At 59.6% G+C, this 16,232-nt stretch carries 12 protein-coding genes; 5 read left to right on the top strand and 7 right to left on the bottom strand.

Translation table 11 applies throughout. The annotated features are described in order from the left end of the window. Positions 1 to 19: 19 nt before the first annotated feature. Positions 20 to 1,366: a phosphoglucosamine mutase gene (gene glmM, locus RMQ97_RS03285; RefSeq protein WP_413659402.1), complete on the bottom strand. Its 1,347-nt coding sequence runs from the start codon at positions 1,364 to 1,366 to the stop codon at positions 20 to 22. 134 nt (positions 1,367 to 1,500) lie between these two features. Here glmM and galU point away from each other — a divergent pair, with 134 nt between their 5' ends. Further along, positions 1,501 to 2,382, top strand: a complete 882-nt coding sequence (galU, locus tag RMQ97_RS03280; protein ID WP_413659401.1) for a UTP--glucose-1-phosphate uridylyltransferase GalU — start codon at positions 1,501 to 1,503, stop codon at positions 2,380 to 2,382. Between the two features lie 26 nt (positions 2,383 to 2,408). On the opposite strand, the gene RMQ97_RS03275 is transcribed toward galU, so the two are convergent. Further along, complete coding sequence (locus tag RMQ97_RS03275; RefSeq protein ID WP_413659400.1) at positions 2,409 to 3,377, bottom strand: NAD-dependent epimerase/dehydratase family protein; 969 nt, start codon at positions 3,375 to 3,377, stop codon at positions 2,409 to 2,411. A gap of 37 nt (positions 3,378 to 3,414) precedes the next feature. Continuing rightward, positions 3,415 to 4,296, bottom strand: a complete 882-nt coding sequence (rfbA, locus tag RMQ97_RS03270) for a glucose-1-phosphate thymidylyltransferase RfbA (protein ID WP_413659399.1) — start codon at positions 4,294 to 4,296, stop codon at positions 3,415 to 3,417. Between the two features lie 347 nt (positions 4,297 to 4,643). Between rfbA and RMQ97_RS03265 the strand changes: the two genes are divergently transcribed. The 4 genes from RMQ97_RS03265 (at position 4,644) to rfbD (ending at position 7,459) form a co-directional block, all read left to right on the top strand. Beyond that, the gene (locus RMQ97_RS03265; RefSeq protein WP_413659398.1) at positions 4,644 to 4,874 is read left to right on the top strand and encodes a hypothetical protein; all 231 of its coding nucleotides are present in this window, start codon (positions 4,644 to 4,646) and stop codon (positions 4,872 to 4,874) included. A gap of 91 nt (positions 4,875 to 4,965) precedes the next feature. Then, complete coding sequence (gene rfbC, locus RMQ97_RS03260) at positions 4,966 to 5,538, top strand: dTDP-4-dehydrorhamnose 3,5-epimerase (protein ID WP_413659397.1); 573 nt, start codon at positions 4,966 to 4,968, stop codon at positions 5,536 to 5,538. Beyond that, the gene (gene rfbB / locus RMQ97_RS03255) at positions 5,535 to 6,590 is read left to right on the top strand and encodes a dTDP-glucose 4,6-dehydratase (protein ID WP_413659396.1); all 1,056 of its coding nucleotides are present in this window, start codon (positions 5,535 to 5,537) and stop codon (positions 6,588 to 6,590) included. The genes rfbC and rfbB overlap by 4 nt, the downstream gene beginning before the upstream one ends. Then, positions 6,590 to 7,459 carry a dTDP-4-dehydrorhamnose reductase gene (rfbD, locus tag RMQ97_RS03250; RefSeq protein ID WP_413659577.1) on the top strand — a complete coding sequence of 290 codons (870 nt, stop codon included), beginning with the start codon at positions 6,590 to 6,592 and terminating at the stop codon, positions 7,457 to 7,459. Before rfbB ends, rfbD begins: the two co-directional genes overlap by 1 nt. A gap of 47 nt (positions 7,460 to 7,506) precedes the next feature. On the opposite strand, the gene RMQ97_RS03245 is transcribed toward rfbD, so the two are convergent. The 4 genes from RMQ97_RS03245 to RMQ97_RS03230 form a co-directional block, all read right to left on the bottom strand. After that, positions 7,507 to 12,492 (bottom strand): cadherin domain-containing protein, encoded by a 4,986-nt coding sequence (locus RMQ97_RS03245; protein WP_413659395.1) that lies wholly within the window; start codon positions 12,490 to 12,492, stop codon positions 7,507 to 7,509. A 55-nt stretch (positions 12,493 to 12,547) separates the two neighbouring features. Then, on the bottom strand, positions 12,548 to 12,949 hold the full coding sequence (locus tag RMQ97_RS03240; protein WP_413659394.1) for a hypothetical protein: 402 nt from the start codon (positions 12,947 to 12,949) through the stop codon (positions 12,548 to 12,550). A 134-nt stretch (positions 12,950 to 13,083) separates the two neighbouring features. Beyond that, on the bottom strand, positions 13,084 to 14,469 hold the full coding sequence (locus RMQ97_RS03235) for an HlyD family type I secretion periplasmic adaptor subunit (RefSeq protein WP_413659393.1): 1,386 nt from the start codon (positions 14,467 to 14,469) through the stop codon (positions 13,084 to 13,086). Beyond that, positions 14,466 to 16,193, bottom strand: coding sequence for a type I secretion system permease/ATPase (locus RMQ97_RS03230; protein ID WP_413659392.1), 1,728 nt, complete (start codon positions 16,191 to 16,193; stop codon positions 14,466 to 14,468). Before RMQ97_RS03230 ends, RMQ97_RS03235 begins: the two co-directional genes overlap by 4 nt. Between the last annotated feature and the right edge of the window lie 39 nt (positions 16,194 to 16,232).

Here is a 16,232-nt window from a genome sequence, read left to right as displayed (position 1 = left end):
GCCGAACGGATGATCGCTGTCAGGCGGCGGCCGCGGCGATGGCTGACTTCACGTCATCCACAGCCTTGCGGATCAGACCTTCGTCGCCTTCCGCCATCACGCGGATGACCGGTTCAGTGCCGGAGGCCCGCACAACAAGGCGACCATCCTTGCCCATATCCGTTTCAGCTGCCTTGATAGCCGCCTTCACGCCATCGGCCTCAAGCGGGGCCTGGCCCGGCTTGATGCGAACATTTTCGAGGATTTGAGGCGCAGGTTCGAACTGGTTCAAGCATTCACTGGCAGGCTTGTCGGCTTCACGGATCGCCCGCAAAACCTGGAGTGCAGCAATCAGTCCATCACCCGTTGGCGAGAAGTCCGGCATCACGATATGACCCGAGGCTTCGCCGCCCAGATTAGCTCCGGTCGACTGCATGCGTTCGGACACATAGCGATCCCCGACCTTCGTGCGCTCCAGAGTCAGGCCCTGGCTGGAGAGGTGACGCTCCAGGCCCAGATTGGACATTACAGTTGTCACCACCGCGGGAATGGCGAGCTTGCCCAGCTTGTTCCAGTGTGTTGCCAGCATGGCGATGATCTGGTCCCCGTCGATCACCTTGCCCCGCTCGTCGCACAGGATGAGGCGGTCACCATCGCCATCCAGCGCAATGCCCAGATCAGCGCGATACTTGCGCACTTCCTGCGCGAGCTTGTCGGGGGCTGTTGATCCGCAGCCATCATTGACATTGAAACCGTTGGGCTCGACCCCGAGTGGGATCACGTCTGCACCCAGCTCCCAGAGCGCGGTCGGAGCGACCTTGTAGCCCGCACCATTGGCGCAATCGACGACCAGCCGCATGCCGGAAAAGCTCTCACGACGCGGCAGGCTCGCTTTTACAATCTCCACATAGCGCGCCTGGGCATCATCAATCCGCTTGGCCCGCCCCAGATCCGTGGGTGCGGCCAGTTCGTCCGAGAGGCTGCCATCCATGAGCGCCTCAATCTGCATTTCCTCATCATCGCCCAGCTTCTTGCCATCCGGACCGAAGAGTTTGATGCCGTTATCGTGGAACGGATTGTGGGACGCCGTAATCATCACGCCCAGATCCGCGCGCAGGGAACGGGTCATCAGCGCGACGCCCGGTGTGGGCAGAGGGCCGAACTGGAACACATCCATGCCCACTGAGGTAAATCCGGCCACCAGGGCGGATTCAATCATATAGCCGGACAGTCGGGTATCCTTGCCGATAACCACGGAATGACGCCCGGCATGACGCGCAAAATGTTTGCCCGCAGCCATGCCCAGCCGCAACGCCGTCTCTGCTGTCATCGGAAAACTATTGGTGAGACCGCGCACGCCATCCGTGCCAAAGTATTTCTTGCCCATTTGTCCCGCACCCTCTGCTGACACCGGATCGCTATATACGCGACAAGCCCTTACACCAAGTGAAGCTAGTATCTGGACGTCGCCGCCCGGCGCGTTGTAACGCTAAAGATCAGCAAAACGAAGACGAGAGCCTCATGACGCAGATCCGCAAAGCTGTTCTCCCAGTCGCCGGCCTCGGCACACGCGTCCTGCCTGCCACCAAATCCATTCCCAAGGAAATGCTGCCGGTGTTTGACCGGCCGGCGATCCAGTATGTGGTTGATGAGGCGCTGGCAGCGGGAATCGAACACTTTGTGTTTGTCACAGGCCGCAATAAGGGCGCCATCGAGGACTATTTCGACCGGGCCTATGAACTGGAAGCGACCCTGCAGGGCAAAGGCAAAACTGAGATCCTCGACGAATTGCGGGCTACACGTCCGATTCCCGGTTCAATGAGTTTTGTGCGCCAGCAGGCCCCGCTGGGCCTGGGTCACGCCATCTGGTGTGCCCGGGACATTATTGGCGACGAGCCCTTCGCCATTCTTCTCCCGGATGTACTGGTCCAGGGTGAGCCGAGCTGTCTGGCCCAGATGACCGAGGTGTATGCCGACACGGGTGGCAATGTCATTGCGGTGGAACAGGTTCCGGAGGAAGACGTCTCCAAATACGGTGTCATTGACCCGAAATCACGCGACGGCAAGCGCATTGAGATGCAGGGCATGGTCGAAAAGCCCGGTCGCGATGTTGCGCCCTCCAATCTGGCGATTACCGGTCGCTACATCCTACAGGGACGTATCTTCAAGTATCTGGAAGACCAGGCCGCCGGAGCCGGAGGCGAAATCCAGCTGACCGACGCCATGGCGCGCCTCATGCAGGACGCCCCCTTCCATGCCGTGGAGTATTCCGGGCGCTCTTATGATTGCGGCGACAAGCTGGGCTATCTGCAGGCTATCCTGGCCTACGCCTTCAACGACCCGCACCTGGGAGAAAGTGCTAAAGGCCTTGTGCGCAAGACCTTGGACAGTTTCGAGACCTGATACGGGGGCCAATGCCCCGACAAAATCTAGCGTTGGCGCCAGCCTCGATACCACTCGGCAAAGCGGGCCAGACCATCCTCAATTCGAATGCTCGGTGAATAGCCGTAATCGCGCTCCAGTTTGGAGACGTCCGCATAGGTCTGTGTGACGTCACCCGGCTGCATCGGCAACATGACCTTCTCGGCTGTAAGACCGAGCGCCCTTTCCAGGGTCGCAATCATGTCCATCAGCTTCACGGGCGAGGACCCGCCGATATTGTAGACTTCATGGCGACCACGCGCAGGCGCGTCGGTCAGGATGCGGCTGAGCGGCTCGACCACATCATCGATATAGGTGAAGTCGCGTTCCATACGGCCTTCATTGAAGACCTTGATCGGGCGCCCGGCAAACATGGCATCGGCGAACAGCCAGTAGGCCATGTCCGGCCGTCCCCATGGTCCATACACCGTGAAGAAGCGCAGCCCCGTGGCCGGGATGCCATAGAGGCTGCAATAGGAGGCAGACATGAACTCATCTGCTCGTTTGGTTGCGGCATACAGAGACGCGGGCGTATTACCCGCATCTTCCTCCTTGAACGGCACCTGGGCGCGTTCGCCATAGACAGAGCTCGACGAGGCGTAGACAAGATGTTTGAGCTCGTCGCCCAGCGCACGTGCGCCTTCCAGAATCGCCAAATGCCCCATGAGGTTGGAGTTGGCATAGGCAAAGGGCTCTTCCAGCGAGTATCTCACACCGGCCTGAGCGCCGAGATGGAGGATGCGGTCTGGTCGCTCACGTTCGATCAGGGACTTGATCCCGGCCGTATCCGCCAGGTCGAGCTTCTCGAAGCGGAAACCCTCATACCGTGCCAGTTCTGCCAGCCGGGCCTCCTTGAGGGCCGGGTCATAATAGGCGTTCAGATTGTCTATGCCGACAACCGGCTCTCCGCGTTCCAGGAGAAGCTTCGATGCGTGAAATCCGATGAAGCCTGCTGCCCCGGTGACCAGAATGGTCATGCCTTGCCCCTTTACGGCTGTGCTGAGGCTTTGCGGCTTACCCGATTTGATCGGATTTGAGCAAGCGGCTGAGGTACTCCCCGTATTCCGAATTTCGGTAGCGGGCTTCCGCCGTGCTCAAGACAGCCAGATCGATCCAGTCATTGCGATAGGCGATTTCTTCAAGGCAGGCGATCTGCAGACCCTGGCGCCTTTGCAGTGAACGCACAAATTCCGACGCCTCGAGAAGGGCTTGCGCTGTTCCCGTGTCAAGCCAGGCGGTTCCGCGTCCCAACTGGGCAACCCGTAAATCACCCTGTTCGAGATAGGTTCGATTGACATCGGTAATCTCTAGCTCCCCCCGCGAGGATGGCCGGATGGATTTCGCGATCTCAATCACAGCATTGTCGTACACATACAGACCGGTCACCGCATAGTTCGATTTCGGCTGCTCGGGTTTCTCCTCGATATCCACCGGCCGCCCCTGATCGTCCAGAGAGACCACGCCATACCGACGCGGATTGTTGACATGATAAGAGAAAATCGTGGCGCCGGGTTCGCGGGCCTCCACGACAGCCCGCACCGTGTCCGGCAGACCGTGGCCATAAAACAGGTTGTCGCCCAGGATCAAAGTCACGGGGTCAGACCCGATAAAGTCCTCACCGAGGATAAAGGCCTGCGCCAGACCTTCCGGTCGCGGCTGCTCGACATAACTCAAACGGATGCCAAATTGTGTGCCGTCACCCAGAAGGCTCTGAAACCGGCCAATATCATCCGGTGTGGTGATGATGAGGATATCCTTGATGCCGGCCAGCATCAGGACGGACAGCGGATAATAAATCATCGGCTTGTCATAGACCGGCAGTAATTGTTTCGATGTCGCGAGCGTGAGAGGTGCGAGGCGTGTGCCACTCCCTCCAGCCAGAATAATACCCTTCACAACACCCTCCAGTCCGTACGCTTTTGACTTAGCAGGCTGGTCTGTGAAAGCACAGACCAGCCTGCATGTTTGTATTCCCGGACGGTGCGCCGCCCTTCGCGTACCTCTCCTTTGACCGGTCGGTGTGTCGAGGCCTGATGACTCGAATGATCTACAGCTCGTGACAGGCATCACGAGACTATCCGATAAATTGTCATAATCTTTTGAAAGACGTCCCGTTCACGTTAGGATAAGGTTCCGTATTGCGACTGTTTTCCAAGCACTGGGGCAAGTTTGGATGACGCGCTGAAATATACGATGTCGTCGCACGGGGACGCCCGGCATCGCGTTACTGGCAGGGGTGGGCCATGTTTGATCTGACTTTAGAGTTTGCCAATCGTGTTGACGCCCGGAGTTTCGACTCTCGGTTCATGCATTTTATCAATCGACAGAGCGAATGCCCTGATGGCGGGCATGACTGCCTGTTCCTGTCTTCGATCGATCAGGGCGAGCGCCAGCTCCGAATTGTGAAAAGCGAGAGCCAGGTTGCGCTTCGCGCGTTCCAAAACTTCCTCGAGCACGCTCTGGAACCGGCCTGATCCGGTTTTTAAATCTGCTCAGCCCCGTTTCCCTTCTTCCGATGACTTGCTAGGCAAGGCGCAGCGATCCCGCTGGACAGGAAGAGAGGCGATGCAGGTTGATATCTTGGATATTCCCGGAGCCCTGAGCCTCAAGCCCAAGCGGTTTGGCGATGACCGGGGCTATTTTACGGAAACCTATAATCATTCCACCCTGGCCGGGCTGGGCCTGCCGGATCATTTTGTCCAGGACAATGAATCCTATTCAGCCGAACCGGGCACATTGCGGGGCCTGCATGCGCAACTCCCCCCCTTCGCCCAGGCCAAGCTGGTTCGTGTTCTCGATGGTCGCATTCTGGACGTCATTGTCGATGCTCGCAGGGACAGCCCTCGATACGGTGAGCACGTCACGGTGGAGCTGAATGCCGCTACAGGGACGCAGGTCTTTGTGCCGTCAGGATGCCTGCATGGCTTCCTCACCCTCGAGCCCGACACGCGCGTAAGCTACAAGGTCGACGCCCATTATGATCAAGCCTCTGACCGGAGTATTGCCTGGGATGATCCGGATCTGGCGATTGAATGGCCGGTCTCCACGGGCGCCGTCATTCTCTCTAACAAGGACCAAAACGCCCTCGCCTGGCGTGACTTCGACTCACCCTTCCGCATGAAGGGAGACGCGTCGTGAACATTTTGATCACCGGTGGCTGCGGCTTTATCGGATCGGCGCTCATCCGCCGGATCCTCGCCCAGACCGACCATTGCGTTGTGAATCTAGACAGCCTGACCTATGCGGCCAATCCCGCCAATCTGGCGCAGGTCGCAGACTCACCGCGATATCGTTTCCTCAGGCAGGACATTCGCGAGACGGACGCGCTGATCGAGGTCTTCGACACCCATCGCCCCGATGCCGTGATCCATCTGGCCGCAGAGAGCCATGTGGATCGCTCCATCGAGGGACCGCTTGTGTTTTCCGATACGAATGTGACTGGCACGGCGAGCTTGCTTCACGCGGCGCGCCTCTACTGGACCGCTCTGGACGACATGATGCGCGATGCGTTCCGCTTCGTACATGTGTCCACCGATGAGGTATTCGGCAGTCTCGGCCCCAGCGGCACGTTCGATGAGCACAGCCCCTACCAGCCCAATTCGCCCTATGCCGCCAGCAAGGCCGGCGCGGACATGATGGTCAGGGCCTGGCACGAAACCTACGGATTTCCCGCTGTCATCTCCAACTGCTCGAACAATTACGGCCCGTATCAGTTTCCGGAAAAACTCATTCCCGTGGTGATCCTCTCCGCGCTCGCCGGCCAGCCCATCCCGATCTATGGCGATGGCCTGAATATCCGCGACTGGTTGTTTGTGGATGATCATGCCGATGCGCTTCTTCGCATTCTCGATCGCGGGACGCCGGGGCAGATTTACCCTGTCGGTGGCGGAACCGAATGCAGCAATATCGAGATCGTGCGCCAGATCTGCGCCCTGCTGGATAAAAAATCGCCGGGTCCACAGCCCTATGCCGACCAGATCACCTTCGTCACGGACCGTCCCGGGCATGATCGGCGTTATGCCATCAACCCCGCTCGCATGGCGCAGGAGCTGGACTGGACAGCCGCTCACGCCTTCACCGACGGGCTTGAAACGACGGTTGACTGGTATCTTGCAAACCGGGCGTGGTGTCGCGCCTCACTTGAGCGTGTCTCGGCCAGCGCAAGCCTGGAACGGCTGGGCCTGGTGTGATGCGGGTCCTGGTGATCGGTCAGAATGGGCAACTGGCCCGGGCGTTAACCCATATTGCCGACGCCGTAGCGCTTCATCACACGTCTCGCGATGAGATTGACCTGGCCAGGCCCGACACGCTGGTTGAGCGCCTGTCAGCGCACTACGACCTCTCCCGTTTTGATGCGATCATCAATGCTGCGGCCTATACGGCCGTCGACCAGGCTGAAACCGATGAAGCCCTGGCCCACACCATCAATGCCGACGCCCCCGCAAAACTGGCAGAGGTCTGCGCACGCCACGCGCTGAAGCTTGTCCACATCTCGACAGACTATGTGTTCAACGGGGCATCAGAGCGCCCCTGGCGCGAAGACGACACGCCCGCGCCGATCAATGCCTATGGCCGCAGCAAGCTTGCAGGAGAGCACGCCGTCCTCGCATCACACAGCGACGCCATCGTGCTGAGAACAGCCTGGGTCTACTCCCCCTGGGGGAAGAATTTCCTGACGACCATGTTGCGTCTCGCGCGTGACCGCGATCAGCTGTCCATCGTGGAGGACCAATCGGGATGCCCCACGAGCGCTCTGGATCTGGCGCGGGCCTGTCTGCACATGCTGATCGCCGACATCCCGCCCGGCCTATATCATGCCTGCGGTCCCGACCCGATGAGTTGGGCCGAGTTTGCTCGGACAATTTTCAACCGCGTCCTGCCCGAGGCCCAGCGCCCGCAGATTACGCCAATTCCCACATCGAGCTATCCCACACCTGCCCGGCGACCGGCAAATTCCGTTCTCGACACCGGCAAGCTCACCCGGTCGACCGGCTTTGTGTTTCCGCCCCTCACACACAGCCTGGACGAGGTGGTCTCCATTATCCGGGCATCCGATTAAAAGGCCGGGCAAAGCCCGGCCTTCCCTGACACATGGGTCTGGATCGCTTACATCCAGCCGTCGGTCTCAACCAGAGACACAGGCGCCGGTTCCTCCAACAGGCTTGACGGGTCCACCTGTTGCACAGCCTCGATCGCAGGCCATTCAACAGACAGGGCAGGGTCCACTTCGCCCACGCCCTCAACATCAAGCGGACGGAAGACATCCGAACCCAGTTTTTCCGGTGGTCGCACATCAATCACGTCCGTACCCACATAATCCCACAGCTCCAACTCGGCGGGTTCACTCAGGGACAGGAAGGGGAGGTCGTTCGGATCACGCGTGTCCAGCCAGCCGGCCGGTATATGGGTATCAAACAGGCCAAACAGATCATCTGACCCCAAGCGGGCCATCGCGAGACCCGGCAAGAGATCCACCGCCTCAGATGTCGGGACCAAGGCCTCTCCCATTCGGTCCGAATAGGACGTGATCAGCTGGGCATTGTCGATGTTCAGATCATCGTCCCGAACGAAGATATAGTCGGACAGGAATTGTGCCAGCTCATCAGGATCCGGCTCGAAGGCATGCCCGTCAGCATTGTGGTTTTCATGGTCATGCTTTTCACCACAGGATGAACAGCTGCCGAAGGTCTGGAGGTTTTCCCAGTCGATGGGCTGATAACCAGCATCGGGATCAGAGAACTGACCCGGCAGATAGACTGTTCCGCTTTCACCTCCACCATATTGAATGGATTCAATATCGGTCAGCGTGGTCGTACCATCCGGCGAACCGGCGCGATTATCCACCACCGTCGTGGTGCCGCCATTGGTGGTGACGGTGTAGTCGCTGGCCAGACCGGAGAAGATGACCGTGTCCGTTCCCGATCCACCATTGATGGTGTCCGTCCCACCGCTGGAGTAGAAGGTGTCATTGCCCGCATTGCCGCTGAGCGTGTTGTTGACCGCATTGCCATAGATGACATCATCGCCTGACCCCCCGATCGCATTCTCGATCACGGTGCCCCGTGCAATCGCGACATTCCCGGCAATACCACCAATGCTCATATGCACTTCGGTTTCCAGGGAAATGAACTGGTTGGAGCGATAGCCGGAATAGTCCAGCGTATCGATGCCACCGCTGTCGATGATGGTGTAAGAGGTCGCAGAGGTGAAGCCGTTCGTCGCGTCATACACCACATTGCCGGCATTGGAATTGAAGCCATAGGTCGTGTCCCCGACCCGCGTTGTGGTGGTGATGCCGTACATGGCCTGAACGGCCAGGATATCGGCCACCTGGGGTGTCACCACATAGGCGCCATCAGCTTGGATGAAGGTGTTTTCCTGCTGATTGAAATAGGACATCACAGTGGCTTGCCAGCTATCGTTTAGATAGATCGCATCCACACCATAGCTGGCTGAACCATTATAGGGGCCGGCATGTCCCAGGCCGATCGCGTGTCCAATCTCGTGGATATAGGTCTGGAAGGAATAACTATCGAGTTCGCCCAGATCATCCGCGATCCAGTCGGTCGAGACATTGATCTCCGAGGAGATGATAAACTGTCCCTGACGGACCGAGGTCGCATACGCCCCGTCATCCTCATCATCGAATGTGATCTGTGCACCGCCGATCACTTCCTGGAAATTCAGACCCGTGATCTCCGTCCATACACTCAAAGCGGCACGCGCAAAGAACTGCCCCCCGGCCGTCAGCCCCGACACGTCGACCGTCAGTGTGTCACCTGTGCTGGCATCAAACCGACGGGTCGCACCTTCCCAATAGCCCGAGCGCAGAAAGTCCGCGATCTGGTCGTTCGTAAACTCCGGCAGCGGATCCGCCTCTTCCAGCCCCACCGTGTAGGAGCCGGCGACCGTGTCGTCCCAGGCAGCAGCCTCGATATAATACGTGCCCGAGTTTTCGATTGTGTAGGTCAGGAGCGAGTTGAGCCCGGCGCCGCCATCATCATTCTCGGCGACCAGATTCCCATCCGCATCATACAGACGAACCAATGGGTCGCTCAGCGGAGAGCCGCCTGACCCCGTCAGTGAGATCGCATAGCGCTGACCCGCCGTGAGTTCGACACGGATCCAGTCCCGGTCGCCCACGGTTTCCAGCTCCCCGTCATAAGTCGAGCCCAGGCCCAGATTGACGGATGTGCTCTGGTCCGCGGGTACGTCACCGCCGGCCTCGTTCACATCTGTCACGGTGATCGCCACATTCTGGTCGGTTGTATTGGTGCCATCGCTGGCCGTAACCGTCACATCATAGACATTATCACCGCCCGTATCGGCCGGGTTTTCGAAATCCGGAGAATTGCGGAAGCGGACGACACCCGTCGTTTCATCAATCGTGAACAGCGCGGCATCCGTTCCGGAGAGGCTGTAGGTGATGTTCGCACCCGCATCGGCGTCAGTCGCGACCGCAGTATAGGCCGCCGTCTGGTTCTCTTCGACCGAGGCCGTCGCAGCACTGGAGAATACCGGTGCATTGTCATTGAGATCATTCACGGTGATCGCCACGGCCTGATCGGTTGAATTGCTACCATCAGACGCCCGCACGATGATGTCATAGACATTATTGCCACCCGCATCGCCGGGGTTTTCAAAGTCGGGCGCGGCGATAAAGCTGATCTGGCCTGTCGTCTCATCGATCGTGAACAAAGCGGCATCCGCCCCGCCCGCGATGGAATAGGTGACGGTGTCACCGTCAGGGTCTGTAGCATTGGCGGTGTAGGCCAGGGTCTCGTTTTCACTAACCGACACGGCACTGCCCGACACGAAGGCCGGCGCGTTGTCATTGCCATCCGTGACGGAGATCGTCACGCTTTGCTGCGTAACATTCGTGCCGTCACTCACCTCAATGGTGATCTCGTAATCATTATCGCCATTGGCATCCGCGGGATTTTCGAAATCCGGCGCATTGATGAAGCTGACCAGACCCGTCGTGCTGTCGATCGTGAACAGCGCTGAATCTGCCCCGCCTGACAGGCTGTAGGTCAGCGCATCACCGTCCGCATCGCTCGCATCGGCGTCATAGGCATCCAGCGTCCCCTCGACCACACTGGTGGATGTCGCAGATGTGAAGCCAGGGGCGTTGTCATTGATATTGGCGACACGGATCGTCACCGTCTGCTCATCAGTGTATTCGCCATCCGTCGCTGTGACCGTGATTTCATAGGCATTGTCGCCATCGGCATCCGCCGGATTCTCGAAATCAGGCGCAGCGATGAAGGTGATCTGCCCGGTGGCCGGGTCGATCGTGAACAGGCCCGCATCCGCGCCACCAGAAATCGCATAGGTCGGAGCGGTCTGGTCCGGGTCATCGGCCTGGACGCGGTACGCATCAGTCGATCCCTCATTGACGGACGTGCTCGCTGCCGACGTGATTACCGGGCGCTCATTGACGTTCGTGACCGTCACCGTGACCGTTTGCTGGACGCTATTAGTCCCGTCCGAGGCAATCACTGTAATCGTGTAGGGCGCGACACCCGGCGCCTCGTAATCCGGCGCGTCCACAAACGTCACGACACCGGTCTGGGCATCGATCTTGAACAGGGCCGCATCCCCGGATCCGTCCAGGCTATAGGTCAGGCTCGCCGAACCATCCAGGTCTGTCGCTTGCGCCACATAGGCAATCGTCTGGTTCTCTTCCGCATCCGCAGCGGTTCCGGACGTAAAGGTGGGCGAGAACTCATTGACATCCGTTACGCTAATCGCGACCGCCTGCTGCACCGTGGTCGTACCATCACTGGCGGTCACGGTCACATCATAGACATTGTCTCCATCAGCATCGCCCGGGTTTTCGAAATCGGGAGCGCTGCGGAAGCGCACCTCGCCAGTGGCCGCATCAATGGTGAACAGGGCCGCATCCGTTCCTGTGAGCCCATAGGTCAGTGCCCCATTTTCCGGATCACTCGCTTCAGCCGTATAGACGATACCCGCCGTATTCTCGCTGACCGAGGCCGTGTCACTTGATGTGAAGGTCGGAGCTTCATCCACATCCGTGATGGTGATGGACACTGTTTGTGTATCCGTCCGGCTGCCATCACTGGCTTCAATAATGATGTCGTAAACATTATCGCCGTCCGAATCCCCCGGCACCTCAAAGTCCGGCGCCGTGATAAAGCGCACCTCACCTGTGGCCGCATTAATGGTGAACAGCGCCGCATCGGCACCGCCTGCAATGGAAAAGGTGAGGCTCGAAGCGCCGTCATCATCGGTCGCCGTTGCCGTATAAACCACGCCCGCCGCGTTTTCCGGGGTCGTCGCGGCGCTCGCCGAGGTAATGACAGGGTCAAACTCGTTCTCGTCGGTGACCGTGATCCGGACGGTTCGCGTTGCGGTCAGGGTGCCGTCTGAAACCTGGACAGTGATTTCATAGACATTATCCCCATCGGCATCGCCCGGATTTTCAAAGTCTGGCGCAGAGGCAAAACTCACCTCACCGGTCGCGGCGTCGATCGTGAACAAGGCCGCATCTGCACCTCCGGAGATGGAGTAGGTCAGCGCGTCTCCATCTGCATCCGTCGCATCTGCATCATAGGCGATGCCTGTTCCGTTTTCGGTGTAATTCGCGGTCGTTTCTGACGTGAAGCTCGGTGCCCGATTGGCCGGAGGTGTCGGCGTGGAACTTCCGCCGCCACCGCCACCGCCGCCACCGGCCGCCGCACCCAGCAGACCGGCGCCGCCCAGAACACCCAGCAGAATACCAGCACCACCACCGCTCGATCCGGTCTCGCTGGCCGGATAGAGCGCGGCATGGACAGCATTGTCCGCGACATAAACGACACCGTCGACAAGCTGCACATCGACGGCTTCGATCATCAACCGACGACCATCATCCATCACGAGCTCGACTCGGCCATCCCGGTGCACAATCACATCGCGAACCCCGTCCAGCCCCGAGGCACTGGAATAGCCTTGGGGCGCTTGTGAGGATTGTGCCTGTGCGCCGGCGGTCATGTAAGCCGCGGCCGCTCCGGCCAGAGCTGCACCCGCAAACAGTTTCTGTGCGGCTCGCGTGCCGTGTGTCTTGTCGTTCTGTGTCTGAGCCATTTTGGCCTCCCGCTACCCAGCTACTTACTGTCCCAGCCCAAAAGGGCCGGGCGTCTCACCGGTCCATGATCTGAACCAGTCCGCGCGCCAAACCTTCCGCCGTCGGCACGCCTGTCTCCCTGTCGCTCGTCTCAGCACTCAGGATCGATGTCTGAAATTCAGTTTCGAGTGCGCCAGCCAAAATCCGGCCTCCGCTGAGCTGCCCCTCGATACCGTCGACTTTGCCGGCATCCCACATATCCATCTGAAGCCATGTCGCGGCATCATCAGTTGTGGGGGGCCAAGTCTCGGCAATCCGAACCGAAGGTCGAGGGGATCGGGTCTGCAACGTGTCCACAAGGGTGTTGCATGCGGCATCGACCCAGTCGGCTGGCACGGACTGATTGCTCGAGATGCATTGGACCCACAGGATGACGTCACCCTGCACGGAACCACCCGGCCCTGCGGTACATGACATCAGCACACTCCCCATTCCTGCCAAAATCAATTTCGGCGTCATCTCAACCTCTGACTATCGCCCACCAACCCGCACGCCCTCCCCGGCTGTACAGATTGTGCGGTGATGTGCACCACGACGACGTACACTCTCTCCTAACGCGTCCGGGTTCCTCGAAAGAGAGATTCCCCGATCGGCTCGATCACATAGTCCATCAATGTCCGACTTCGCCCGGAAAAGATAAAAACTTCCAGTGGCATGCCGGGAATTACATCAAGGTGTTCGACCTTCGTCATTTCCTCGAGCGGTATCGTCACACGCACCTCGTAATAGCTCTCGCCAGTCAGCTGGTCGGTTTTCAGGTCGGCACTGACCTGTGACACGACTCCGTCAAGACGGGGGGTCATCCAGCTCTTATAGGCACTCAGACGGGTTCGAACGCTCTGTCCTTCAAACACGGCGGCACGGTCTGACGGTCGAATTCGGACAACAGCGGTGGTTTCTCCCAGGTCGGGAACGATCTCCAGGATCGTCTCTCCTGGACGGACCACACCACCACGCGTCGAGAATTGAAGATTGAGGATTTCGCCTCCTTGCGGCGCAAGAATTTCAGAGCGAGTCAGCACGTCCTGGGCTGCCGTGAGACGTTCCTCTGCCTGTTCAAGCTGAGTACGAACTTCAAGGCTTTCAGCAGAAATTTCGGTTCGAAACGCCGCATGGGTCTGCTCGATCTGACCGCCGAGATCCAGTTCCAAGGTCGCCGCCTCCTGGGCTTCGCGCTCCAATCGGCTGATATCGGCCTCCATCGCCGCCACGTCCCGCTCCATGGCACGCAACTCATCCAGTCGCGCCATCTGACGCTGTTGCCGCGCCGCGATCAGCTCCAGCTGTTCGCGCGCTGTCTCCAGTCCGCGACGAGTGACCTGGATTTGCTGCCGGCGGTGGACCTGTGCGGATTGGGCCCCGTCCCGACGGGCTGTCAAAACCGCCAGATCCGCTTCGAAAGATTGCTTCTGCTGTTCGAACAGATCGCGCTGCCGGATCTCGATCTCCGCGCGGCTATCCGCATTGAGAGCCATCGCGTCGAGCACCGAGAAGTCCGGCTCGTCCAGTCCGGCACGCAAGGCATCAAGACGTTGCAAGGAGGCTTCCAGCCCCGCTATTTCCTGCAGGACCTGATCACGCGCCGCCAGTGAGGCCGTTTCTTCCAGTACTAGGAGGGTTTGACCGGCCTGGACAAAATCCCCATCGCGCACGCGCAGTTCGCGGATAATGCCGCCTTCGAGATGCTGGATCACTTGACGGTCGTTTTCGACCACGATCTGTCCGCCCGCCGGAACACCTTCGGCCAGAGGTGCCAGTCCTGCCCAGGCGAGAAAACCGCCCAGCCCGACTGCGCAGATCAGGGCATTGAAACGGATGAAGCGATCAGCGATCGGTTTGTCCGGCACAGAGGCCTCGGACACAGCCGTGCGAGTCCGCTCCGTCACTTCTGTGATCGCGCGTTCGGCTGGAACCTGTTCGTGATCAGACGGGTTCATGCACCGCTCCCCGCCGCACCGGGGCCCAGAGCCAGTTTGAGATACTGTTCGGCCTCCGCCAGCATCACGCTGCCATTGCGCACCAGAAGCACTTGTCGGGACTTTTCGATCAGCCGCCGGTCGTGCGAAGACGCCATGATAATGGTCCCCGCATCGGCCAGCCGAGTCAGGGCCTGCAACACGGTCTGGGCCGCCGCTGAATCCAGATTGGCCGTTGGTTCATCGAGCAGAAGAAATACCGGATGGCCGTAGACCGCCCGTGCCAGCGCGATCAACTGTCTCTGTCCAGCCGACAGATGTACGCCGTCCGGTCCGATTCGGGTGTCATAGCCCTCCGGCAATGAAAGGATGGTCTCGTGCGCCCCTGCAAGGTGCGCGGCGTTGAATACATCATCCATATCGCGTTGACGCATTCGCGCAATGTTTGAGGCCACGGTGCCCGGCAAAAGTTCGATCTCCTGCGGGACATATCCGATATAGCGACCGCGATCTGCACTCGCCCAGTCATGCAAGGCCCGTCCGCCGAGCCGAACCTGTCCTTCCGCCACCGGCCAAGCGCCGGACAGCGTTTGCAGCAATGTGGTTTTACCCGCGCCATTTCCTCCGGTCAGGGCGATGATCTGGCCACCCTCGAAGGTATGACTGAAGGGGCGCAGCAAAGGCGCTTCGCTTCCCGGAACACCGACGCCCATACGATCGATCTCGATACGCGATGAGGGGCGCGGTAGAGGCGTGTATCCTGTGACGGGCAACACTGTGTCGAGATTGGCCCGCAAATCCTTCCAGGCTCGCCAAGTCTGAATTGTCGACCGCCAGCTCCCCACGATCTGATCGACCGGTCCCAGGGCCCGCGCCAGAATGATGGACGAGGCAACAATCGCACCCGGAGAGATCTGCTGAGACAGTGCCAGGGCCGCACCCCCGCCCAAAATCAGGATCTGCAAAATCTGGCGAGAAGAACGGGAAATCGCGGTGAATTTCCCGTCTTCCTTGGCCGCATCCAGCGCCAGCCCCTGGCCGGCCTGTTTCACAGACCGCCAGTTCACAAACGCGCCGGGAACCAGCCCCATGGCCACCATGGCCGAGCGTTGCCGCTCCAGCCCCATCGCCAAGGTTTGCGCCTGGGACAGCGCCGAACTGGATAACTGCCCGGTCTGACGCGTGCTCATCTCAGCCATCAGGGCAACAATAAAGACCAGCACCGCGCCGCCCACGCCCAGCAAGCCGAGGAGCGGGTGCACCAGAAACAGGACACCGACAAAAAACGGCGCGAAGGGCAGGTCGAAAAATGGAATCACCCCGCCATTCTGGAACCAGGCCTGAACTCGGCCGACCTGTGCCAGATCATGCGCCAGTGTCGTGCCCGTCGTCGTATGGCTCTCAAATCGCGCAAAAACACGCGGCACCACATGTTGTTCAAACAGTGTGCCCGCCAGCGCAGCCACCCGGCGACGGCCGGCTTCCGCGGCGCCATAGATAGACAGCAGAAAGACCGCGATGAGCGTAAGCCAGATGAGCGTGTCATAGGACCCAGCCGTCATCACACGATCATAGACTTGCAACATGTAGAGCGGAGAGACCAGCAACAGGAGATTGGAGACAAGCGAAAATCCGAGCATCGCCAGAAGGTAGGGACGCAGCGGACGCGACAGCGCCACGCGCAGCGGGCCGTCTTGTGCAACCTTGTCCTCGGGACGCTCCGGCTTGGCACTCACGCCACTCATTGCTCGTACTCCTGCCCACTCTCTGACGCGGTCAAAGAC

Source organism: Maricaulis sp. D1M11, assembly GCF_047308265.1.
Taxonomy (GTDB): Bacteria; Pseudomonadota; Alphaproteobacteria; order Caulobacterales; family Maricaulaceae; genus Maricaulis.
Note: the sequence above shows the minus strand (reverse complement) of the source record. Positions and strands in the feature narration are given on the sequence as shown.

Excerpts from the sequence above, each read along its gene's own strand:
- glmM (WP_413659402.1), bottom strand. The coding sequence starts at position 1,366 with ATGGGCAAGAAATACTTTGGCACGGATGGCGTGCGCGGTCTCACCAAT.
- galU (WP_413659401.1), top strand. The coding sequence starts at position 1,501 with ATGACGCAGATCCGCAAAGCTGTTCTCCCAGTCGCCGGCCTCGGCACA.
- RMQ97_RS03275 (WP_413659400.1), bottom strand. The coding sequence starts at position 3,377 with ATGACCATTCTGGTCACCGGGGCAGCAGGCTTCATCGGATTTCACGCA.
- RMQ97_RS03265 (WP_413659398.1), top strand. The coding sequence starts at position 4,644 with ATGTTTGATCTGACTTTAGAGTTTGCCAATCGTGTTGACGCCCGGAGT.
- rfbC (WP_413659397.1), top strand. The coding sequence starts at position 4,966 with ATGCAGGTTGATATCTTGGATATTCCCGGAGCCCTGAGCCTCAAGCCC.
- rfbD (WP_413659577.1), top strand. The coding sequence starts at position 6,590 with ATGCGGGTCCTGGTGATCGGTCAGAATGGGCAACTGGCCCGGGCGTTA.
- RMQ97_RS03245 (WP_413659395.1), bottom strand. The coding sequence starts at position 12,492 with ATGGCTCAGACACAGAACGACAAGACACACGGCACGCGAGCCGCACAG.
- RMQ97_RS03240 (WP_413659394.1), bottom strand. The coding sequence starts at position 12,949 with ATGTCATGTACCGCAGGGCCGGGTGGTTCCGTGCAGGGTGACGTCATC.
- RMQ97_RS03235 (WP_413659393.1), bottom strand. The coding sequence starts at position 14,469 with ATGAACCCGTCTGATCACGAACAGGTTCCAGCCGAACGCGCGATCACA.
- RMQ97_RS03230 (WP_413659392.1), bottom strand. The coding sequence starts at position 16,193 with ATGAGTGGCGTGAGTGCCAAGCCGGAGCGTCCCGAGGACAAGGTTGCA.